Source organism: Tahibacter sp., from assembly GCF_032229445.1.
GTDB lineage: Bacteria > Pseudomonadota > Gammaproteobacteria > Xanthomonadales > Rhodanobacteraceae > Tahibacter.
In genome coordinates this window covers 1-21,610 of the sequence record NZ_JAVTWC010000081.1, presented here as the reverse complement: position 1 = coordinate 21,610, position 21,610 = coordinate 1, and the positions used below count along the sequence as shown (strand labels likewise).

Below are 21,610 nucleotides of genomic sequence, written 5' to 3'. Positions count from 1 at the left end.
CTCGTTTAGTGAGCATGGTGCTGAGTGCCATTAAGGCTCCACCCGAAAATAAAACGGCCCGATCTCGATATCGCTGCCCTCGGCACGCACGCGCCAGAGAAACGTGCCGCGTGCAAGCCGCGCGCGTAGATCCTCAGGCAACGCAACGCGCGTCGCGGCGACGCGCTCGCTGCGCCACAGCGATTCGGCGCGCTCGTCGTACAGCTCGACGCGATACGCTGTCGCGCTGCCGATCGCCGCCCAGCTCAGCTCTGCCGGCGCGGCATGCAATGCGCTGCCGCTGGCCGGTTCGACGGCCGCGGCGGGGCTACCGCGCACGACCGGCGGGACCGGTTCGCGCGGCAACAGCAGGACCGTGCCCAGTCCCACGACCAGCACCGCTGCAGCCGCGAGCGCCCAGCGCGGCAGTCCGCTCCGCCTTCCGGCGCGAGCGCGTGACACCACATTTTCCGTACCAGCCGTCCCAGCCGCGCAGGAAACATTTGCACCATTTATTACATTTATCGCATTTGCCGTATCGACCGCGTCCGCCCTGCCCGCCGCCTCACCGCCTCCCAGTGCCGCGAACGCCTGCGCGTCGGCCTCGAGATTCGCCTGCAAGTCCTGCGCGATCCGCGCGACCGCGGCGCAGCGCGGACATTCCGCCAGCGCCTGCAGGGCACGCTCGGCGCGCGGTGCGTCCAGCGTGCCGGCCAGCGCCGCGAGCAGTTCCTCGGGCGGCAGGCAGTCGTGCGCGCCGTCCGCGGCCTGTGCATAGGCCTCGCTCCATTGCCGCGGCTCATTCATGGTTCCACCCCTCCGTTTTCAATCGTTCGCGCAATTCGTCCAGACCGCGATAGACCAGGTTGCGCGCCGTCGCCTCGGTCATCTGCAGCAGCCGGCCGATCTCCGCCGTACCGAAGCCCTGCAGGTGCAACTGCACCGGCCGGCGCCGGCGCAGCGGCAGTTCGTCGAGCACGCGATGCAGCGCCTGGCCGAACTGTTCGCCGGCCGCAGCGCGCTGCGGATCGGCTGCGTCAGCGACGCCGGCAAGTTCCGTTTCGTCATTCGCGGCCAGATCCGGACGCGCCTGGCGCCGGCGGATATGGTCGACGATCACCGACATCGCGGTCTGGTACAGGTAAGACGCAGGCTGCCCGATGGTCTTCTCGCGCGTCAGCGCCTGCCAGACGCGTACCCGCACATCCTGTTCGACCTCATCCGGATCCACGCCCAGCGCCTGCGGACAGCGCGCGCGCACGATCGCCCGCAGGCGCGTGCCGTATTCGGCCAGCAACTGCTGCAGGCGCGCGACAGCGGCGTCATCCATGCGCATGCGTTCCCACCCGCGCTGCCTGATGCCCCGGCATCGCTCTCCCCGCCTGATGCGCAAGCATCGCCCTTCCCCCGGTAGGCGCCGGCATTGCGCCGGCGGCACCGAGTATGTCGCAGCCGCACACGGACGATCCACGCATGGCGCAACCGCATCGACGCCGTCCGTCGGCGTGAGAGGAAGCCGCAGCCGGCTGCGTCCTACCCGCAGTTCCCGCGGAGTCGCTTCCATGTTGCTGCGTCCGGTGCTGTTGCTCCTGCTGTTCGTGACGGCCGCGTTCGCGCGCGCCGACGTCGTCAATCCACTGCCTTACGATCTCGTCTATGTGCGCGCGCCGTATTTCGGTGCCGACTACAACGCCGCATTGCCCAACGACGGCAACAGCGTCTGGCCCGACACCGTGCGGCCGCTGACGCCCGATCCCGGCGCGACCTTGATGCTTCTGCGCAGCAACGGCCAGCGCGAGCTGCTGTTTCCGCTCGAACAGCACCGTGCCCTGCTCGACACGCCGGCCGGCAAACCCGTGAGCGTGGGTGCGGTAGCCGACCCGAACGTGTCCTTCGATGGCCGCCGCGTCGTGTTCGCCTGGTACCACGACCTGTCGCCCGAGGTGCGCAACGGCCAGCGCGGCGGCCTGAGCCGCGCTGGCGCCGACCTTTACGAGATCGACGTCGCCACGCGCGCACTGCGCCGGCTCACGCGCCAGGAATTCACGCCGAACACCGGCAATGGCGCCGACTTTTCCGCTGGCAACAATCACCCACAGATCGGCGTGTTCAACACCGGGCCGACCTATGCGCCGCGCGGCCGCATCGTGTTCACGTCCTCGCGCAACAACCTGCTGCCGCCCAAGCAGGCCAGTGCGGGACAGCGCGTGCTGCAGCTCTTCGCGATGGACGGGGACGGCGCGAACGTCGAGCAGATCGGTCATCTGAACCTCGGCATGGCGCTGCATCCGCAGGTGCTGCGCGACGGACGCATCCTGTTTTCCAGCTGGGAAATGCAGGGCCTGCGCGACGTGCGCGCGTTCGCGCTGTGGATCATCGATGCCGACGGGCGCAACTGGAACAGCCTGTCCGGCTATGCCGACCATCCGTTCGTGCATCACTTCGCCACGCAGATGCCCGACGGCGACATCGTCGTCACGCGCTACTACAACCTCAACAACAACGGCTTCGGCAGCCTGCTGCGCTATCCGCTCGATCCTCCCGGCGTGGATTTCCTCAGCGACGATCCGGATCCGGACAGCGGCATCACACCGCACGAGCGCCGCGATCCGCTGCAGCCCGGCAACCTGCGTCGCGACATCACGCCGTTCACGACGCATCTGGACTATGCCGCGCCCTGCCCCGGCTTCGAACGTGATCCGGCCGGCTCGGCCTTCGCGCCGTATCCGTGCACACCGGCGCAGCGCCGCGGCAAGTTCACGCATCCGCAAGCGACACCGCCGGTGCCGGGTCGCGGCGGCGCGGCGGCCGAACTGCTCGCGGTCTACACGCCTGGCGGTGCGAACCACCGCAGCTTCGGCGCCGGCAATCCGGGCCTGCCGTGGTATCACGGTGAAATCGTGCTGCTGCCCGACGGCGAGACGGTGCCGATTCCCGCCGCGTGCGCCAACGGCCCCGGCGCGGGCTGCACGGCGGGACTGCCGCCGCAGATCGTGCGCGTGCTCGCCGAAGACGGTTACAACCTGCAGTGGCCGCGGCCGCTCGTGCCGTTCGCGCAGCTCTACGGCATCGCCGCGCCGGCTGGCCCCGCACCGCTCAGCGACGCGCAGATCCAGGCCGAGAACCTCGTCCCTGGCGAACCGTTCGGACTGCTCGGATCCAGCTCGCTGATCTGGCGCGATACGCGTCCGGCACGCTCGCGCGTATTCGCCGATCGTGATCCGTTCAATCCCTTCAGCTGGGACTTTTCGTACAGCTGGGTCGTGCAGGGCACCGACGCCGGCCTGTACGCCGACGACGACATCTACGCGCTGCGCGTGCTGCTGCAGGAGCCGCTCAGCGATCTCTCTTACCCGAACAACAGTCCGCAGCATCTCACCCACGGCCGCGAGCGCCTGCGCCTGCTCGGCGAGGTGCCGGTACGCGGCCCGCTGTCGGGCAAGCCGGGCACGCCGCTGACGGCGCTGCCCGACGGTCGCGTCGTCGCCGATACCTCGTTCCTCGTGCGCGTGCCGGCCGATGCCTCGGTCATGTTCCAGACCATCGACCGTCGCGGCATGGCCTTGAATACCGCGCAGACCTGGCACCAGGTGCGCCCGGGCGAAGCGCGCTACGACTGCGGCGGCTGCCACTCGCACTCCAAGGAATCCGTGGACTTTTCCACAACCGCGGCGGCGCAACCGGGCTACCAGCGACGCGACCTCGCGCTGGTCACGCCGCTGCTCGCACGCGACGCCGGCGGCACCGACACGCTGGAGACGCGCGCCGCGCGCAGCGTCAGCCTCGAATACTTCCGCGACATCGCGCCCATCCTCGACACGCGCTGCGCCGCGTGTCATGGCGCGACCAATCCCGCCGGGCCTGGCCCAGGCCTGCGCCTGGCATCGTCCGCGCCGACCGTACAGGGCTGGCCCGCGGCGTATCACGCGCTCGCGCTCGACGGCACCGATCCGGTCAGCGGCGCCGTGTTTACGCGCCTGCTCGGCGACCAGGCCGTGCAGGCCACGCGCTATGTGCGTTCGCTACAGGCGCGCCAGTCGCTGCTGCTCTGGGCACTGTGGAACGAACGCCTCGACGGGCGCAGCAACGCCACGCGCAATGACGACATCGACTTTGCCGGCCATCCGCCGATCGCGGGGCTCACGAATGCGGAACGCTTCACCGTCGCGCGCTGGGTCGATACCGGCGCCGGCATCGAGCTGCGCGGCCGCAACGATCCCACCGACACGCCGTCGCAACAGAATCTCTGGGGCTACGACGACGACGACCTGCGCCCGACGCTGGTGCTGCGGCCGACGCCCGACGCCGCGGAAACCGCCGGCTACATCGACGCGATCGACGTGGCCGCCTTCGATATCGAAAGCGGCCTGCGTAGCACAGCGGGCGAATGGACATTGAGCGCCGACCGCGCGATCGGCAGCGTGCCCGCCGGCGCGAATCTCGCCGCGGGCCTCGTACTGCCCGACAACGGCGCGATACGCCGCGTGACGCTGCCGGCGCGCGTCGCCGCGCCGACGATGTTTACGCTGCGCGTGCGCGACAGCGCCGGGAACCTCGCCGAGATCCGCCGCCGCTATCGCTTCGAGCGGGTGTTCGCCGATGGCTTCGAGTCGATGCCCTAGAGCCTCCGAGAAACAACCAACCTGAAAAGCACTGAGGAGCCCTCCCCTTGAAGGGGAGGGCTAAAGCGCTCGGCCTATCACTTTGCGCGAGGCATTTTGCGAACGCTCGTGGCGACCAACAACTGAACTCATTTTTCACTCGTGCCTCCCTGCTTTTGTGCCTCACATCCGGAGCCCTTCATGAAAACTCGCCTGCTGTTCGTGCTGTTGCTGCTGCTCGCTGCCGCAACGACCCACGCCCGCGCCGACGTCGTCGTCAACGGCATCGCCCTGCCGCCGCAGACCGTACAGGCGCTGCAGCAGGCCGGTATTCCCGCGCAGCACGGCCAGTGGTGGTACGACGCGCGCACCGGCGCGTTCGGTCCGCTCGGCGGCGCAACGGCCGGCTTCCTGCCGGCCGGACTGAACCTCGGTGGCGCGCTGCGCGCCGATGCGTCGGGCGGCGGCGACGGCCGCTACGGCGGTGTGTTCATCAACGGCCGCGAAATCCATCCGCAGGACATCGCCAGCCTGCGCCAGCTCGTCGGCCAGGTACTGCCCGGGCGCTACTGGGTCGACGCGGCCGGCAACTTCGGCGTCGAAGGCGGCGGCATGCTCGGCAACCTGCACGCACTGGCCAGCGCGAACGGACACGGCCCGCGTGGCAGCGCCGCGTCGGGCTGCAACGACGCGTCCTGCCGCCATTCGCGCAGCTGGCTCGGCAAGGGCTATTTCAGCGATGGCAAGAGCGGCTGCATCGTCATGGAAGGCGAAGTGACCTGCTGACGCGCCGCACGATGCTGGTGGCGCAACCCGACGACCGGCCCTCCTGCGCCGGCGGCGCGACGCCGCGCGCCCGACGACTCGAGACATCGCAGCGTATCCGGTGATGGCGCACGCTCAGGGTGAACCCCGATTCCGGTACCCGATCCTGCGACACTGGACCGCAGCGGTTCCTTCGCGGGATCCTGCGCCACTGCGCGCGTGCGACCTCGCACGGGAATGCGCCTCACCAGGGTGGCGTCGCCCGGAGTAGCCGCGAGCCTTCCCGCCCATGAGCCCGACGGTGCATGGCGCAATTCACCAACAGAGGTCTTGAACATGTATCGAAGCCATCAGGAACGGCACCGCATCTCGCGAATGGGCTGGCTGCGCGCGGGCGTGCTCGGTGCCAACGATGGCCTGGTATCGACCGCCAGCCTGATCGTCGGTGTGGCGGCCGCGAATGCCAGCCATGGCAGTGTGCTGATCGCAGGCGTTGCCGGCCTCGTCGCCGGCTCCCTGTCGATGGCCGCGGGCGAGTACGTCTCGGTCGCCTCGCAGGCAGACTCGGAGAAAGCCGAGCTCGACCGCGAACGACGCGAACTCGAGACCGACGACGTGGGTGAGCACAAGGAACTGGCTTCGATCTACGTGGCCCGTGGTCTCGAACCCGAACTGGCAAAGAAAGTCGCCGTGCAGCTCATGGCCCATGACGCCCTGGATGCCCACGCGCGCGACGAACTGGGCATCTCCGAGAATTTCACGGCGAAGCCGATCCAGGCGGCGATCGCTTCGGCGTTGAGTTTTGCGCTCGGAGCGGTGTTGCCCCTGCTGGTCGTCGCCTTCTCGCCGCCTGCGCTGCTGATCCGTGTTGTTGCTGCGATCTCGCTCGTGTGTCTGGCGATCCTGGGTGCCGTCGCCGCGCGGGTGGGTGGAGCGCCGATGGGCCGGGGCACGCTGCGCATGACCTTCTGGGGCGGCCTGGCCATGGCATTGACGGCAGGCGCCGGCGCGCTGTTCGGTACCGGCGGATAACCGGAGCGCCCCGCACAGCACGATGCAGCGGTGTCGATCGACCCGGCTGACTGGGCACCGACGCCGATGGCGCGTGAGCCGGACGCGTGTCGGCCTGTGATCTCGCGCGCCGTCCACGCACTTGATCGAGGTCAAGGGCTCGCGATTCCACGCAGCGATACTCGACCCGTATTCACCGAATGCCCCGAGGCCGCTGTGCAAGGGACCCGGATTCCTGTCGACGCGCCGGTCCACGCCCACCTCGTTTTCGCGGAGGCACTGGGCGCGGCGAGCCGGCTTTGCTGACGGAACGCCAATGAACGCTCGCTTGATGCTGCAGGAGAACCCGGATGCGAGGGCCAGTCCGGCGCCGGGTCCCGGTCCCGCCGCCGACGGAACTGCCGCATCCCCGCCACCGAACCCCGGCAAGTCACCACCACGAGCGCACTGGCCGAATCTCGGGCGATCGATCAAGTGGCTCGTCGTTGTCGCGCTCGCCATCGCCGCATTGCTGTATTCGACGCGCAACCTTCTGCTCGGAACGCCCGTGTCCACCGTTACGGTCGTGCGCGGTGACCTGGTCCAGACCATCGTCGCCAGTGGCCGGGTGGCCACACCACAGCGCGTCGCCATCAGCACCGAGTTCACGGGACGGGTCGTGGCGATCCCGGTCGAGGAAGGCCAGCGCGTGACGCGCGGCCAGTTGCTGATTCAGCTCGACGACAACGACGAACGCGCCGCGCTGGCGCAGGCGCAAGCGGGCATCGCCCAGGCCACTGCCACGCTGCGCCAGACCCAGGACGTCTCGCTGCCCACCGCGGAACAGAGCCTGCGGCAGGCCCGGGCGAACCTTGCCCAGGCCCAGCAGCAATTCTCACGCGTCCAGGAAATGACCACGCGCGGCGCGTTCTCGAAGTCGCAGCTTGACGATGCGCAACGCAATCTCGACGTGGCGCAAAGCCAGGTTCAGGCGGCGCAGATCCAGGTTCGCGCGAGCCGCAGCGGCGGCAGCGCGTACGTGCTGGCGCAAGCGGCGCTGCAACAGGCGGAGGCCGCTCGCCAGGCGGCGCAGGCGAAGCTCGAGGCGACCCGCATCGTCGCGCCCACCGACGGCATCCTGATTGCGCGGAACATCGAACGCGGCGATGTCGCTACGCTGGGAAAGGAGCTGATGGTGCTCGCGCCCACCGGGCTCACCCAGGTCGTGGTCCAGATCGACGAGAAGAATCTCTCTCACCTGTCCGTGGGCGAGGCCGCGGTCGGTTCGGCCGACGCGTATGCGGAGCAGCGCTTCACGGCGATCGTGTCGTACATCAATCCCGGCATCGATCCGCTGCGCGGCGCGGTCGAGGTGAAACTCGACGTGGCCGAGCCACCCGCCTACCTCAAGCAGGACATGACCGTCTCGATCGACATCGAAGTCGCGCGCCGCGACGCGACCCTCATCGTGCCGGCGGCAACCGTGCGCGACCTCGACAAGGGCCAGCCCTGGGTCATGGTCCTCCGCGACGGGCATGCGCGGAAACAAGCCGTGACAATGGGATTGACCGGCACCGGCCAGGTCGAAGTGCTCGACGGCGTCGCCGCCGGCGATCGCCTGATCCCGACCGGCGCCACGGCGATCAGGATCGGCCAGCGCGTGCGCACGACGGACGACGCACGGCCGAAGCCGTGAACCGCTACCTGCCGTTCGAGTGGATAGCCGCCACGCGCTTCATGCGCAACGGCCTGATGCAGACCCTGCTGATCATCTCCGGCGTCGCGCTCGGAGTCTCGGTGATCGTTTTCATGTCGGCGCTGCTGACCGGACTCCAATCCAACCTGTTCCGGCGCACGCTCGACTACCAGGCGCAGATCGTCATCATCCCGCCGGAAGACGTCGCGCGTCCGTTGCGCGGCGGTGGACCCGTCGCCGAGGCCGCCATCCTGCAGCCGCGTTCGCAGCGCCTGCGTTCGGTGGATCAGTGGCAAAAGGTTCGTGACCTGATCCGACGGATGCCCGAGGTCGTCGCGGTGACGCCGGTCGTATCAGGGCCAGGATTCGCCGCGCGCGGCGATGCGAGCAAGGCCGTCAACATCACCGGGATCGAGCCCGACTCCTACCTGCGCATCATTGCGTTGCGCGACAAGATCGTTGCCGGCCACCTGAGCGTGAGCAACGCCGAGATCATTATCGGCACCGAGCTCGCGAACGACCTCGGCGTCAAGGTCGGCGACAAGCTCAGCCTCAGCCCCGCCAGTGGTGCCATGCAGACCTTGATCGTCAGCGGCATCTTTGATTTCGGCAACAAGGGCATCAACGGACGCAACGTCTACGTGGCGCTGCGCGTCGCGCAGAGCATGCTGGACCTGGCCGGCGGCGTATCGAGCATCGAACTCAACGTGCGCGATCCGTTTCTCGCCGAGACCACCGCCCAGCAGATCGCCGCCCAGACGAACGTGCAGGTCGACAGCTGGATCACGACGAATGCCCAGTTCTTCACGGCCATGTCGGCGCAGACGATGTCGAACACCTTCATCCGCTTTTTCGTCGGGCTGACCGCGGCGCTGGGCATCGCCAGTGTCCTGGTCGTCTCGGTCGTGCAGAAGTCCAAGGAGATCGGCATCCTGCGCGCGATGGGCACCACCCAACAGCAGATCCTGCGCGTGTTCCTGATCCAGGGCGGCGTCATGGGCATGATCGGTTCGCTGTTCGGCTCGGCGCTGGGCGCCGTGTTCCTGAGCTTCTGGCGCGGCGTGGCGAAGAACCCGGATGGCACGCAGATGTTTGCGATCACGGCCGAGCCGAGGCTGTTCGTCATTGCCACCATCGGCGCCACCCTGATCGGCGTGCTGTCCGCCGCGGCACCGGCACGCCGCGCCGCGCGGCTCGACCCGGCGGTAGCGATCCGTGGCTGACATCGCATCCGCAGCGCAACCGGTGCTGCAACTGGTAAACGTCCACAAGTCGTACGGCACGGGCACCCGCGTCGAACAGGAAGTCCTGCGCGGCATCGACCTGGTCCTGCGCAAAGGCGAGTTCGCCGCATTGATCGGGCCTTCCGGTTCGGGCAAGAGCACCTTGCTGAATCTGATCGGCCTGCTCGACCGGGCCAGCAGCGGCCAGCTCTTCATCGACGGCGAGGAGACCGGCGCGCTCGATGACACGAGCCTTACGCGCCTGCGCGGCCGCTCGATCGGATTCGTGTTCCAGCACAGCTATCTGCTGGAGGAATTCACCGCGCTCGAAAACGTGATGATGCCGCTGCTCGCGACCCACGGCTGGCCCAGCGAGGCGATGCGCACGACGGCGCTGGAACTGCTGGGTCGCGTCGGCCTGGAGCGCTGGAAGGACCACAAGGCCACCGAACTGTCCGGCGGCCAGCAGCAACGCGTCGCGATCGCACGGGCGCTCGCCATGAAACCACCGATGATCCTGGCCGACGAACCGACCGGCAACCTCGACACCCGATCCGCCGATGGCGTATTCGACCTGTTGCGCGAAGTGAACTCGCACCTGGGTACGTCGTTCCTGATCGTCACCCACGACACGCGCCTCGCCCAACGCTGCGACCGCATCATCGAACTCGTCGACGGGCGCATCGTTTCCGACCAGCCCAACCTCCAGGTAGTGCGCCATGAGGCGGGGGATTGAGCACGGCATCGGCCCCGGCCATCGTGCGTTTCACCCAGTATCCCCCGTCGCGCTGGCCGTGACGCGCCGCACCGCGGCATAGTCCACATCACCGGCGCGCCGCGCGCGGCTCAGACATCGAAGCCAAGGAACGACAGCAACTGCGCGTCGCTGACCGCGTCCGGGTTCGACAAATCCGCGCCGGCCAGCGGACCGGGCACCGCCGGACGCCGCAGACGGAAAAAATCCACCTGTAGCAGAAGATCCGGATCGGCCGGCACGTTCGGGTTGTTGCACGCGCTCAGCAGCACGCGCGTGTTGTGCTCTTCGTAGGAACAGGTCGCGACGATCGCGTAGTCGGTATACGCGACCAGGCCCAGCTGCAGCGTCTCAGGGAAATCGGCACGGCGGAAGCGCCGCAGCACGCGCCAGGCGCCGGGCGGTTCGACCGGCTGCACCAGCGCGATCACGTGTTCGCCGATGCGCGCAAGGCGCAGGTTCGCGCGGCTGGCCTGGGCATCGGTGATCAGGCGCACCGAATAGCTGTTCGGCTCGCCCGGCAGCGCCGCGCGCGTGGTCTTGTCCTCGAACTGATAGCTGCCCGGCACGTCGGCCGCGCCCATGGACAGGAATACATAGCGCTCGCCGCCGCGCTGCCAGTTGGCGTTGTCGGCCTCGACATCCGGCCGCGCCGCGCGCGCCATGATGCCGCCGAGGGAATATTCACTGTCGATGCCGCCGCCGCTCGTGCTGCCCGGCGCGCCGGTGCCGGCGAGGTTGCGCGGCCGCACCTGCACCGTGGCGACGAAATCGCCGGGCACGTTCTGGAACGTCAGCTCGCCGCGATAGTCCTGCCACCAGCCCGAGCTATGCGGCCGCATGACCATCACGCCGCTGCCGGTCTGCGGTTCGATCGCGAGGTATTGCAGTTGATCCGTCGGCCAGCCTTCGGCCTGCCAGTGGCGCGTCCAGTGGCGCAGGCTGTCGGCCTCGTCGAATTCGTCGCTGAGCCAGTCGATGCGCGTGGTCTGCGCCGGCTCGAAGTCGGCGACGAACAGGCCGTGTTCGGCCTGTGTGAGTGCAGGGAGTAACAGCAGGGCAAGCAGGCAAAAGCGTTTCATGGCGGGTTACCGGTTGCAGCAGGTACCCAGCACATACGCACGCCGGCCCACGCATGTCTCACGGGATAGCACCGGTGAAGCCGGCCCGCGCGCGCGAACGGCGCAGTAAAACCGACGGACGGCCACGCGCCGGATCGCGCGCGCCGCCCGGACGATCCTAAAAAGCGACGGACGGCCACGCGCCGAAACGCGCGCGGCCGCCGGGACGATCAATAGACGACCATTTCCTTGAAGCCACCCCAGAACATGCGCTTGCCGTCGAACGGCATGCTCTTCGGGTCCATCTGCAGGCGCGGGTCGGCCATGATGGCCTTCATGACGCGATCGCGCTCGCGGCGCGACTTGTATACCGCCCACGAAAACACCACGACCTCGCCTTCCTTGAGCTTCACCGCCTGCGGGAACGAAGTGCTCTTGCCGGGCTTGACGTCATCGGCCACGCACTCGTGGTACGCGAGCGCACCATGCTCCATCCAGATCTTGCCGGCCTTGCGCGCCATCTTCTTGTACTCGGCGAGCTTGGCGACCGGTACAGCCAATACGAATCCATCGACATAGTTCATGCGGAACTCCAGGGCATTCACAGCACGCGTCATTGCGCCTGACGTAGATAGCCCTCCTGGCCGCGTCATGCAAGCCACACGCGCGCACTGTCGCAATGCGGCATTGTGCGCAATGGCGCCAAAACACTCCGCTTATCGCTTTGCCCAGGTGCTTTGCCAAGGCGCATAAGCAGTCGCCGGCACGACGACGCACGATGCTGCGTCTCGGCATTGCAAGGGTCGTTCGATTCGGAACAGCGAGCCGTTCACCGCGCGCGATCTCGTACACCCGCGGCGGAACCACGGCAATTCCCTGCGTTTGACGCGCTGCCGACCCCGCGTTTGACGCCCTGATAACCCTGCGATTGGCAAGATGCGTGTTCGTCCATTTACCAACGGATCGCCGGAGTCATCGGGCGCCGCAACGCTTCTGCATCAGGAATCATCGTGTCGAGTGAGTTCAGCAGCGACATCCGGCGCGCGGCCGTCTTTGCGCGTCCGGTCATTTCGATCTTCCCGGGTCGCTGGTAGCGGCAGATGGTGTGGTGCAGTGAAGCTACGGCCGATGTCCGTGCCATCCGTCACGCGCTTCACGCGGTGACAGACCCGCGTTCGCGCAGCCGCCGCTCCCGTGTGTTTCCGCGCCCGCCTCGCGAAGCGACACCGCTCGCCTTGCCGCTGCCTCGATTCCCTGCCGTGGATCCGGACAGCGGCCCTGAAGCCGCGCGCAGCACTCGCGCCACGCACGGCACACCGTCCACGACACGCGCCGTTCCCAGGTCCGACACGCTCGGCCCACACCGCGCCGCTCATCGCGCATCGGCACACCAGCCCTTTACGCGTCCTGCCGCTGCCGCGCGCAGGACTAGTGTCCTGTCCCGTGAATACGCTGCAGAAATTCCGGGTCAGGGCGCCGGAATCCTTCAACGGTATGTGCGGGACAGGGCACTCGCAGCAACCCTCACCGGTGACCACGCTGCAGCTGTAGCCGTCGCCGCACGACGACGGAGAAACCGACGATGCCGACGCAAGCAGTGACCCAACTGCCGCTGTTCACCAACCCGCCGACAGCCTGGCTGGCGGCCGCCGTGCTCGCGGCAGGCACCATCGTGCTGGGGCTGGCGCTGCGCCAGACCATGCGGCGGTACAAGCTGCGCCTGCAGGCCACCGAACACCTCGAGTGGCTGGAGCTGCCGGTGCTGGCGCTGAGCCGGACCACGCTCGTATTCCTGCTGTCACTCGGGCTGTTCGCCGGCCTGCAGTTGCTCGCGCACGGCACGCGCACGGCAGCCCTGGCCGGCTCCATCGTGATGATCGCCTTGTTCTGGCAGGTGGGCCTGTGGGCCACGACGGCGACATCGGCCTGGTTTCAGCACAAGCGACGCACGAGCATTGCGACGGATCGCGCGTCGCTCGGTTCGCTGGGCATCGTCGGCGTCGTCGTGAGCGCCGTCATCTGGGTGCTGGTGGCCCTGATGACGCTGGACAACCTCGGCATCGACGTCACCGCGCTCGTGGCGGGCCTGGGCATCGGCGGTATCGCCGTGGCGCTCGCTGTGCAGAACGTACTCGGTGATCTGTTTGCCTCGTTGTCGATCGCGCTGGACCGCCCCTATGTCGTCGGCGACTTTCTCAGCATCGGCGATTTCCTCGGCACCGTCGAAGACATCGGCATCAAGAGCACGCGGCTGCGCAGCCTCAGCGGCGAACAGATCATCCTGTCGAACTCCGACCTGCTGTCCTCGCGCCTACGCAACTACGGGCGGATGCAGCAGCGCCGCGTGGTACTCGCGACCGGCGTCACCTATGAAACCCCGGCGGCGGACATAGAGCACATTCCACAGGCGATCCGCGCCATCGTCGAACGCCAGGAGGACGTGCGTTTCGACCGCAGCCATTTTTCCGCGCATGGCGATTTCGCGCTGCAGTTCGAGACCGTCTACTACGTGCTGTCGGCCGACTTCAATCGCCACATGGACATCCAGCAGAAGATCCTGCTCGAGATGCACCGCGAGTTCGACGCGCGTGGAATCCAGTTCGCGTACCCCACGCAACGACTGCTGCTCGAACGGCAACGCCCCGTTGCGGACGCCGGCAACGCCGATGCACCGTCGTGACGTCCGTGCAGACCCAACGACGGGAATGGCGTCCATCGTCATCGCCGCGTGCCGCAGACAGCGCCAGCCGCATCGGCCGGCCGCTGCATAGACAAGGGCCTCAGCCCGCCCGCGTTGCCGCCACCGGCGGCACCAGCAAATCCTCCAGGAAAAACGCCGACAGCTCCGAGCGCCCGGCGAGGCCGGCCTTGGCATAGATGGCCGCCGACTGCGCGCGCACGGTCTTTTCGCCCGTGCCGCGCAAGTCGGCGATGGCCTTGAGGCTCAATCCCTTCAACAACAGGAAGGCGATTTCCTTCTCGGCGGCCGACAGCTTCCAGTGGTCGAGCTGCCGGTCGATCGAGCGCGCCAGCCCTTCCACCTGCTTGCGTGCCTGCGCCTGCCAGGCGTCCGCCTGGACGCGGTAGGCCGACAGATCCCTCGCCTGCCGGGCGAGCCGCCGTCGCAGGCGCACGGTTCCGTGCAGCAGGTAGATCGCGCCGGCCGCCGCAGCGGCGCCGGCGACGGTTTCGACGATGACGTGCCACAGCGACGCGCCCTGGTGCAGGTCGGTGGCGACATCGAACGTGATCAACACGGCGATCAGCAACAGCACCGTAACCACGACGCCGCGCTCGCGCGCGCTCACCACGCGGGCCGGCGGACCCGTGGCCTCTTCGGTGTCAGTGCGACTCGCGCTCATCGTCATCCTCGTGTCCACCCGCTGCCTTGTCCGCATTGGCACCGCCCCGGTGCTCCTGTCCGCCCTCGCGCAACACCAGGCGCGTGCCGAACAGGTCGAGTGTGCCGCTGACCGCATCGTACTGGCGCAGCAGCAGCCCGCCCGTACCCGCGAGCACGGCGACCATCAGCACGGCGGCGGCGCCCCGGGCCGGCACCGCCGGCGTGCCCGCCGGCAGATCGCGCTTGCGACCGTGCAGCATGCTCAGCGGCAACGCGTCGCGATAGCGCAGCACGTGCACGGCGAGCCCCGCCAGATGCAGCAGCACCAGGGCCAGGAACAGATTGGCCATCAGCTCATGGACCTCTTCCAGCCACTCGGGCGCCACGCCGCTGGCCATGGCCAGGCCGCTCGCGCCGAGCCCTAGCGTCAGCAGCATCATCGACAGCGCGGCCCAGCTCGATGCGGGATTGTGGCCCGCCCACCGGCGGCCGCCGCCCGCGACCACAGCCTTCAGGTAACCCGCCAGCGCACGCGGAGCAAGCGCCAGATCGGACAGGCGCGCATGGCGCGTGCCTACCAGCCCCCAGACCAGGCGGAGCAGCACGGCCACGCCCATCGTCATGCCCGCGAGCATGTGCCAGGCGAAGCGGGACGATTCGTCGTCCACGAGATTCGCGATGGCATAGGCGGTAACGAAAAGCGCGGCGAAACACCCGTGAAACACCCGGGTCGGCAGGTCATAGACGCGAGCCGTAGTCATGAAGGCAATTCCACCAGCGAGGGGCCTCCAGACTGCGCCGCCGCTACGCGCCGGGCATCGGGCGGATGCCGCATCCCACGCGTGAATGCTTCGATCGCGCACGGGACGTATGCCGCCCTGCGGTCGGCCGGTGCCCCGGCACACGCTTTCGCGAGCCCGCCTGCCACAACCCTGCCGGCACCGACAGCGTCAACGTCAGTGCCGAACCCGTCTGCTCTGCGGCGAATTCAATGTACTGCTGCAGGCAACGCCGGCCGGCCAGGGCATCTACGCCCTGCCCGTTTCGTCGGCGACCCACGCATCCTCGCCGGCGAACGCGACCACGTACGGCCCGACACTGGCACACGGGCGAACCCCGTCCAGCTCAGGCCGCCTTGGCCAACACGCCCTCGATCCGCGCATGCGCCGCAGCCAGCGAAGCCGCACGCTGCTCCGCGCCCATGCCGATGCCTTCGGCGCGAATGAATTCGATGTCGCTCACGCCGAGAAACGCGAACACCTGGCGCAGATACGCTTCCTGGAAATCCGCACCCTGCAGCGGCGTATCCGCATAAAAGCCGCCGCGCCCCGACAGCACCACCACGCGCTTGCCACCGGCAAGGCCTTCCGGCCCCTGCGCCGTATAGCGGAACGTGCGCCCGGCCACCGCGATGCGATCGACCCAGGCTTTGAGCTGGCTGGGAATCCCGAAGTTATACATCGGCGCGCCGATCACGATCACGTCGGCCGCGAGGAATTCCTGCATCACCGCTTCGTTGCGCTCGACCTCGGCGCGGATCTCCGGCGCCAGCGCATCGACCGCCTCGCGCGGCAGCGGCGTCCAGTGCGGCAGCGCATCGGCGGCCAGGTCGCGGTAGGTCACCTCGACGCCCGGCACATCGCGGCGGTACTGCGTCACGACCGCAGCAGCCAGTTCCCGCGTGACCGAATGGGTAGCGAGCGGGCTGGAATCGAGCTGCAGCAGTTTCATGGGTGTCTCCTTCGAAAGCGGCAAATGCCGTGCGAAAGAGGTTATGGGTGATGCCAATGACCCGGTAGTCACCTAGAATCGGACGCATCGTCCTACCAGCAGAACGATCATGCGCGACCTCAACGACCTCGCCTTTTTCGCCGCCGTGGCCGAACACCGCGGTTTCGCCGCCGCCGGACGCGCGCTCGGCATCCCCAAATCGCGCCTGAGCCGGCGCGTCGCCCAGCTCGAGGACGACCTCGGCGTCGTACTGGTGCAGCGCTCCACGCGCCAGTTCGCCATCACCGAAATCGGCCGCCAGTTCCTCGCCCACTGCCAGGCCATGCTCTCCGAAGCCCGCGCCGCCGAAGACACCGTCGCCACCCAGCGCGCCGAACCGCGCGGCATCGTGCGACTGAGCGCACCGGTGGAGATCGCACAGAACTTCGTCGCCACCTGCCTGCCACGCTTCCTCGCCGACTACCCGCGCGTACGCGTGCAACTGCTCGTCTCCAACCGCCGCTTCGACCTGCTCAACGAAAACATCGACATCGCCCTGCGCGTGCGCCGCGTACCCGACATGGACCCCGAACTCGTCACGCGCCCGCTGTCGCGCATGCACAGCATCCTGACCGCCTCACCCGCCTACCTCGAACGCCGCGGGCGTCCGCAACAGCCGCAGGACCTGGCCGCGCACGACATGCTGAGCCATTTCGAAATGGACACCACCCAGAGCTGGACCTATGTCCGGCGCGCATCCGTTGCCGGCGGCACCGACAGCGTAAAGGTCGACGTCGAGCCGCGACTGCTGTGCGGCGAATTCAACGTGCTGCTGCAGGCCACGCTGGCCGGCCAGGGCATCTGCACGCTGGCCGAATCCGTCTGCGGCCCGCATATCCTCGCCGGCAAACTCGAACACGTGCTGCCTGACTGGCACGCGGGCGAGTCGGTGCTGCATCTGGTCTATCTGTCTCGCCGCGGACGATTGCCGGCGGTGCGGGCGGTTGCGGATTTCCTGGTGGAGTGTTTGCCGCCGTTGGTGCGTGCCAGAAGGGCTGAGGTGGGGTGTCCGGTTGAGGCGTTGTGAGGCACAGCGTGCGCGCGGGCGTATCTCAGCCTCGTTGACTAGCCGCTGCGAACAAACTGTCCCGACTGATCTACGATGCTGACGAAGGGCGAGGAATACACCGACCGCGGCCAGGACTATTTCGAGGAACGCTATAGCGAACGCGTTGTGCGCCAACTAGCCCATGCGCCACAGTTCGGAATGCAACTGATCCCAGACCTGATGGAGCTAGATTCTGCATGAGCGGATAGGTTTCTCAAAAAGCCTGCTAGCGCTCCTTGATGCTATTTACCGATGTCTGATTGATCGAATAGCACCAGCGTGATCCCACACTGTCGACTGAGCATTAAAGCAGCAGAATATGAAACGTATACATGGCGCCCCCATCTTATCGATTTTGCTCATTGCGCCAATTGCAGGCGCTAGCACTTTGCTCGTGACCGATGTCGCAGGTACGACTCGCTACCAGCAGATCGACTGTATTCCTGGACTCATTTCAAATCGCCCGACGATCGCTCTCGAATCAGTTTCGCTGACCTTGCGAGACGCGTTATGCCTGGCAAATCGAATAGGTGGAAAGAATGTCATTCGCTTGCCCGAACGCGAAACCATTGTGTTGAATCAGGTAGACAACTGGTGGTTTGGGCCAAATGGATTGCCACCGATTGCTTCCGACATCGTCATTGAGGGCAACGGAACCACAGTGATTCGATCAGCATTGGATGATACTGCGCCGTTTCGCTTTTTCATGATTGCGCAGCAATCTCGAACGGCCGCCCTGCGAGACGGCACCCTCACCCTGCGCAACCTCACTCTGCGCAATGGGCTTGCCAAGGGGGGCGACAGCGCCTCGGGCGGTGGTGGAGCTGGGATGGGCGGCGCCATGTTTAACTTTGGCAAATTATCTTTGGATGGCGTTGCTGTGATTGGGAATCACGCCCAAGGCGGTTCCAGTCTTGGTGCACATGGCAATCCCGTGATCCGGAGCGGCGGAGGAATGGGCGCTGATGCTGACACCTTCCGAGCGGGCGGGTTTGGCGGATGGGGGCCTTTCAACGGATGGTACGGTGGCGCGTCAGGGATTCCGGGCTATCAGACAGACAGACAGTCTATTGGCGGGGGCGGTGCTGGGTTCGCGGCCAGCGCTGGGTACTACTACATCGGAGGAGGCACTGGATTTAGTGGCGGAAACTGCGCAGGCGGGGTCAATCTCGAGGGCAACGATGGCGGAAGCGGCGGCCACAGCCTCTGGACTGGAGGGCCGGGTGAATTCGGTGGACAGTTTGGCGGTGGGGGCGGCGCTGCTGGTCTCTGGACTTTGGCGGGAGGCGGTGGCGGTGGCATCGGCGGAGGTGGAGGCGATTCAGGCATCGATGCCCCCACAGCATGCGGTGCCGGCGGTGGCTTTGGTGGAGGTGGCGGCGCAGGGGGCGCCAGCGACTCCGGTGTCGGAGGGGGTGGCGGATTTGGCGGCGGTGGAGCGGCCGCCGGTGGCGCCCCGGGATGGGGTGGATTTGGCGGAGGACAGGGTGGATGGATCTACGGGCCCGCCTCGGCAAGTGGAGGGGGCGGCGCTGGAATGGGTGGAGCAATTTTCAGCCTCGGATCGTTGGTCATAGAAAATTCCACATTCGCCGGCAATCAGGCTGAAGGTGGTTCGGCTTACGGGGGACAAGGAGGAGATGGACGTGGCGGTGCCGTATACATCTACGACAGCGTTGCGCACATTTCTTTTTCAACATTTATCGATAATGTATCGAAATTCGGATTTGGAGGCATGTTCGGCTCTAGCGCATCGGGAGCGATAGAACTGCGAACGCAAGCAACCGCAACGACCGCTTTCCTGAGCAAGAATCTATTCGCCGGAAGCACCAACGGCCGTGGTACCACGGTGTCAGATTGCGACCTTTCGAGACGCTGGCCGACCGTCACGTCACCCCAGCTATTTTCCGATGGCGCCAACGCGTACTCAGAGGCAGGCTCCTGCTCGACGAGTTTGAGCGAAGACCGGCTCGTTTCGCGGAACGAGGCAAGGCTATCGCCAGTCGGGGATCATGGAGGTCCCACGCCGACAGCGATTCCCATGCCAGGAAGTCGTTTGATCGACGTCGTCAGCTGCGCGACGTTCTCAGGCGAGCTTGTCAGTGCAGATCAACGAGGATTTCCGAGACCATGGGGCCGCCGGTGCGATATTGGCGCGGTGGAATACGACGGGGACACCATATTTATCGACGGCTTGGATCGATAGCCAAGCCGTCTGCAACCCCATCAGAATCGGCGGCATCGAGGCGTGGTGGAGTCCTCGCCGACCTGAAGGTCAGCAAAAAAAGGTCGGGTTAACTTCAGACACGCATGGAGCGAGTAAAACATCAACCTGACCCCGATATTCCACGCGCCCGCTGTCGCGCATTCACAGCATACTGACCGCCGCGCCCGCCTTTCTCGAACGGCGCGGATGTCCGCAACAGCCGCAGGACCTGGCCGCGCAGTCTGCTGGAGCGCAGTAGTGATCCTTTGAGTCGTTGTCTATGGTGGTGACGCAGTGATACCGAGGAACCAGGGAATGTCGGAATCAGGAACAGTGTTCGTGGTGCTCAACGCAGGTTCCGGTCACGGCGACAAGAACCAGGCTGAGGCCGACATCCGCCGCGTGCTTTCGGAAGCAGGCCGCCCGCATCAGGTATTTCGCGTCGAAAAGCCCGGCGACCTGCCGCGAATCGCTGCGGCCGCCGTGGCGCAGGCGCAATCGTCCGGCGGAATTGTCGTCGCTGCAGGCGGCGACGGTACGCTGAATGCAGTAGCACAGCAGGTGTTGCCGAGCGGTCTGCGTTTCGGTGTCGTGCCGCAGGGCACCTTCAACTATTTCGGCCGCGCCCACGGCATTCCCGCCGATGCCGAGGCGGCCACGCGGGCTCTGCTCGAGGCAGCGCCCCAACCGACCCAGGTCGGGCTGGTCAACGATCGCGTTTTCCTGGTCAACGCCAGCTTCGGTCTCTATCCGAAAGTGCTCGAGGAGCGCGAGGCGTACAAGCAGCAGTTCGGCCGCAATCGTTTCGTGGCGCTGTGGTCAAGCGCCATGGCATTGCTGCGTGATCATCGCCGCTGGGTCGTCCAGATCGAACATGACGGCCAGACGCAGGTGTTGCGCACACCGACCTTGTTCATCGGCAACAATCCGCTGCAGTTGGATCAGGTGGGGATTGCCGAGGCGGAAGCCGTGCGCCAGGGACAGCTCGCCGCGATCGCGTTGCGGCCAATGAGCCGTATGGCAATGTTCGGTTTGCTGATACGCGGTGCCGTCGGACGCCTCGGTGAAGCAGAGAACGTCGTGACGTTTCCGTTCCAGCGCATGACCGTGTCCCTGCGCCTGCCGCGCGGGCGCCGCGTCAAGGTCGCAATGGATGGTGAGATTACGCAGTTACGGCTGCCGTTGGAATTTCGCATCGCACCACAACGGTTGTGCCTGCTGGTTCCACACCAGGAATCTGCACCGTGAGTCTGTTGATGCACGTGTCGGACCTGCATTTCGGTACGGAACGTCCCGCCTGCGTTGCCGCCGTCCATGCCCTCGTTGCGGAATGCCGGCCCGATGCCGTAGCGCTCTCCGGCGACATCACCCAGCGCGCGCGCCGCGACCAGTTCGACGCAGCCCGCGCGTTCGTCGAAACCTGGCGGCCGCGGCCGGTTCTGGTTCTGCCCGGTAATCATGATATTCCGCTGTTCAATCTCGTGGCACGACTGTTTTACCCGTACGGCAACTATCGCGCCGCCTTCGGTGCAGAACTGGAGCCGGTATTGGATGTCGACTCCCTGCTGTTGATCGGGGTCAACACGACGCGCCCCTCTCGGCATAAGGACGGTGTCGTCGATACGGAACAGATCGCACGCGTTGCCGCAAGGCTGCGACAGGCACGACCGGATCAGCTTCGTGTCGTGGTCACGCACCAGCCAGCATGGGTGATCTTGCCGGAGGACGAAGAAAACCGTCTGCATAACGCCGATGCTGCGCTGTCGCAGTGGACTGATGCCGGCATGGATCTGATCCTCGGGGGCCATATCCACCTGCCCTATGTGCAAGCCCTGCGCGAATGCCGCGCCGGATCGAGCAGGAATGCCTGGGCCGTCCAGGCGGGCACCGCCGTATCCACGCGCATACGTCGCGGCGCCCCGAATTCCGTCAATCTGATCCGTTACGACGCCGCTGCCCGACCACGCGCCTGCCAGGTGGAGCGCTGGGACTACGATGAGCGGCTGGCACGGTTTCAGATAGCGAAGGTCACGCCAGCGCGACTCGACGAGCACGCGCCACACCACCAGGCGGCGACAAGAACGGGACCAGGTTAATCTCCTCAAAAACGCTTCCCTAAGCTAGTGTAGTGCTTCGTAATTGATGAAACGTATTGATTTCCCTGCTGTCCCAGG

At 66.6% G+C, this 21,610-nt stretch carries 19 protein-coding genes; 12 read left to right on the top strand and 7 right to left on the bottom strand.

Going from position 1 to position 21,610, the window contains the following annotated elements; translation table 11 throughout:
* Positions 1–30: 30 nt before the first annotated feature.
* On the bottom strand, positions 31–786 hold the full coding sequence (locus RUU78_RS14350; RefSeq protein ID WP_313917735.1) for a hypothetical protein: 756 nt from the start codon (positions 784–786) through the stop codon (positions 31–33).
* Positions 779–1,309, bottom strand: coding sequence for an RNA polymerase sigma factor (locus RUU78_RS14345; RefSeq protein ID WP_313917733.1), 531 nt, complete (start codon positions 1,307–1,309; stop codon positions 779–781). The genes RUU78_RS14350 and RUU78_RS14345 overlap by 8 nt, the downstream gene beginning before the upstream one ends.
* 232 nt (positions 1,310–1,541) lie before the next feature.
* On the opposite strand from RUU78_RS14345, the gene RUU78_RS14340 reads away from it, so the two are divergent.
* The 6 genes from RUU78_RS14340 to RUU78_RS14315 all read left to right on the top strand — a co-directional run bounded on the left by RUU78_RS14340 (position 1,542) and on the right by RUU78_RS14315 (position 9,990).
* Positions 1,542–4,601: a hypothetical protein gene (locus RUU78_RS14340; RefSeq protein ID WP_313917731.1), complete on the top strand. Its 3,060-nt coding sequence runs from the start codon at positions 1,542–1,544 to the stop codon at positions 4,599–4,601.
* 180 nt (positions 4,602–4,781) lie between these two features.
* Positions 4,782–5,366, top strand: a complete 585-nt coding sequence (locus RUU78_RS14335) for a hypothetical protein (protein ID WP_313917728.1) — start codon at positions 4,782–4,784, stop codon at positions 5,364–5,366.
* A gap of 315 nt (positions 5,367–5,681) precedes the next feature.
* Entirely contained in the window at positions 5,682–6,377 is a 696-nt protein-coding gene (locus RUU78_RS14330; RefSeq protein WP_313917760.1) for a VIT family protein, read from the top strand.
* A gap of 295 nt (positions 6,378–6,672) precedes the next feature.
* Positions 6,673–8,031 carry an efflux RND transporter periplasmic adaptor subunit gene (locus RUU78_RS14325; protein WP_313917726.1) on the top strand — a complete coding sequence of 453 codons (1,359 nt, stop codon included), beginning with the start codon at positions 6,673–6,675 and terminating at the stop codon, positions 8,029–8,031.
* Entirely contained in the window at positions 8,028–9,254 is a 1,227-nt protein-coding gene (locus tag RUU78_RS14320; RefSeq protein WP_313917724.1) for an ABC transporter permease, read from the top strand. Before RUU78_RS14325 ends, RUU78_RS14320 begins: the two co-directional genes overlap by 4 nt.
* On the top strand, positions 9,247–9,990 hold the full coding sequence (locus tag RUU78_RS14315; protein ID WP_313917722.1) for an ABC transporter ATP-binding protein: 744 nt from the start codon (positions 9,247–9,249) through the stop codon (positions 9,988–9,990). Before RUU78_RS14320 ends, RUU78_RS14315 begins: the two co-directional genes overlap by 8 nt.
* A 110-nt stretch (positions 9,991–10,100) precedes the next feature.
* Here RUU78_RS14315 and RUU78_RS14310 read toward each other — a convergent pair whose 3' ends face one another.
* Positions 10,101–11,090, bottom strand: coding sequence for a hypothetical protein (locus tag RUU78_RS14310; protein WP_313917721.1), 990 nt, complete (start codon positions 11,088–11,090; stop codon positions 10,101–10,103).
* A gap of 209 nt (positions 11,091–11,299) precedes the next feature.
* Positions 11,300–11,653, bottom strand: coding sequence for a DUF1428 domain-containing protein (locus RUU78_RS14305; protein WP_313917719.1), 354 nt, complete (start codon positions 11,651–11,653; stop codon positions 11,300–11,302).
* A gap of 998 nt (positions 11,654–12,651) precedes the next feature.
* Here RUU78_RS14305 and RUU78_RS14300 point away from each other — a divergent pair.
* The gene (locus tag RUU78_RS14300; RefSeq protein WP_313917718.1) at positions 12,652–13,749 is read left to right on the top strand and encodes a mechanosensitive ion channel family protein; all 1,098 of its coding nucleotides are present in this window, start codon (positions 12,652–12,654) and stop codon (positions 13,747–13,749) included.
* A gap of 100 nt (positions 13,750–13,849) precedes the next feature.
* On the opposite strand, the gene RUU78_RS14295 is transcribed toward RUU78_RS14300, so the two are convergent.
* The 3 genes from RUU78_RS14295 to RUU78_RS14285 all read right to left on the bottom strand — a co-directional run bounded on the left by RUU78_RS14295 (position 13,850) and on the right by RUU78_RS14285 (position 16,143).
* A complete protein-coding gene (locus RUU78_RS14295) occupies positions 13,850–14,437 on the bottom strand; it encodes a hypothetical protein (RefSeq protein ID WP_313917717.1) in 588 nt (195 codons plus the stop codon).
* Positions 14,412–15,173, bottom strand: a complete 762-nt coding sequence (locus RUU78_RS14290; RefSeq protein ID WP_313917715.1) for a cytochrome b/b6 domain-containing protein — start codon at positions 15,171–15,173, stop codon at positions 14,412–14,414. Before RUU78_RS14290 ends, RUU78_RS14295 begins: the two co-directional genes overlap by 26 nt.
* 364 nt (positions 15,174–15,537) lie before the next feature.
* Complete coding sequence (locus RUU78_RS14285; RefSeq protein ID WP_313917713.1) at positions 15,538–16,143, bottom strand: NAD(P)H-dependent oxidoreductase; 606 nt, start codon at positions 16,141–16,143, stop codon at positions 15,538–15,540.
* A 109-nt stretch (positions 16,144–16,252) separates the two neighbouring features.
* Between RUU78_RS14285 and RUU78_RS14280 the strand changes: the two genes are divergently transcribed.
* The 5 genes from RUU78_RS14280 to RUU78_RS14260 all read left to right on the top strand — a co-directional run bounded on the left by RUU78_RS14280 (position 16,253) and on the right by RUU78_RS14260 (position 21,532).
* A complete protein-coding gene (locus tag RUU78_RS14280) occupies positions 16,253–17,209 on the top strand; it encodes a LysR substrate-binding domain-containing protein (RefSeq protein ID WP_313917711.1) in 957 nt (318 codons plus the stop codon).
* A gap of 75 nt (positions 17,210–17,284) precedes the next feature.
* Positions 17,285–17,431 (top strand): hypothetical protein, encoded by a 147-nt coding sequence (locus RUU78_RS14275; RefSeq protein ID WP_313917709.1) that lies wholly within the window; start codon positions 17,285–17,287, stop codon positions 17,429–17,431.
* Positions 17,432–17,549: 118 nt separating this feature from the next.
* The gene (locus tag RUU78_RS14270; protein ID WP_313917707.1) at positions 17,550–19,436 is read left to right on the top strand and encodes a choice-of-anchor Q domain-containing protein; all 1,887 of its coding nucleotides are present in this window, start codon (positions 17,550–17,552) and stop codon (positions 19,434–19,436) included.
* A 315-nt stretch (positions 19,437–19,751) separates the two neighbouring features.
* Positions 19,752–20,684 carry a diacylglycerol kinase family protein gene (locus tag RUU78_RS14265; protein ID WP_313917705.1) on the top strand — a complete coding sequence of 311 codons (933 nt, stop codon included), beginning with the start codon at positions 19,752–19,754 and terminating at the stop codon, positions 20,682–20,684.
* A gap of 8 nt (positions 20,685–20,692) precedes the next feature.
* Positions 20,693–21,532, top strand: coding sequence for a metallophosphoesterase (locus tag RUU78_RS14260; protein WP_313917703.1), 840 nt, complete (start codon positions 20,693–20,695; stop codon positions 21,530–21,532).
* Positions 21,533–21,610: the final 78 nt, after the last annotated feature.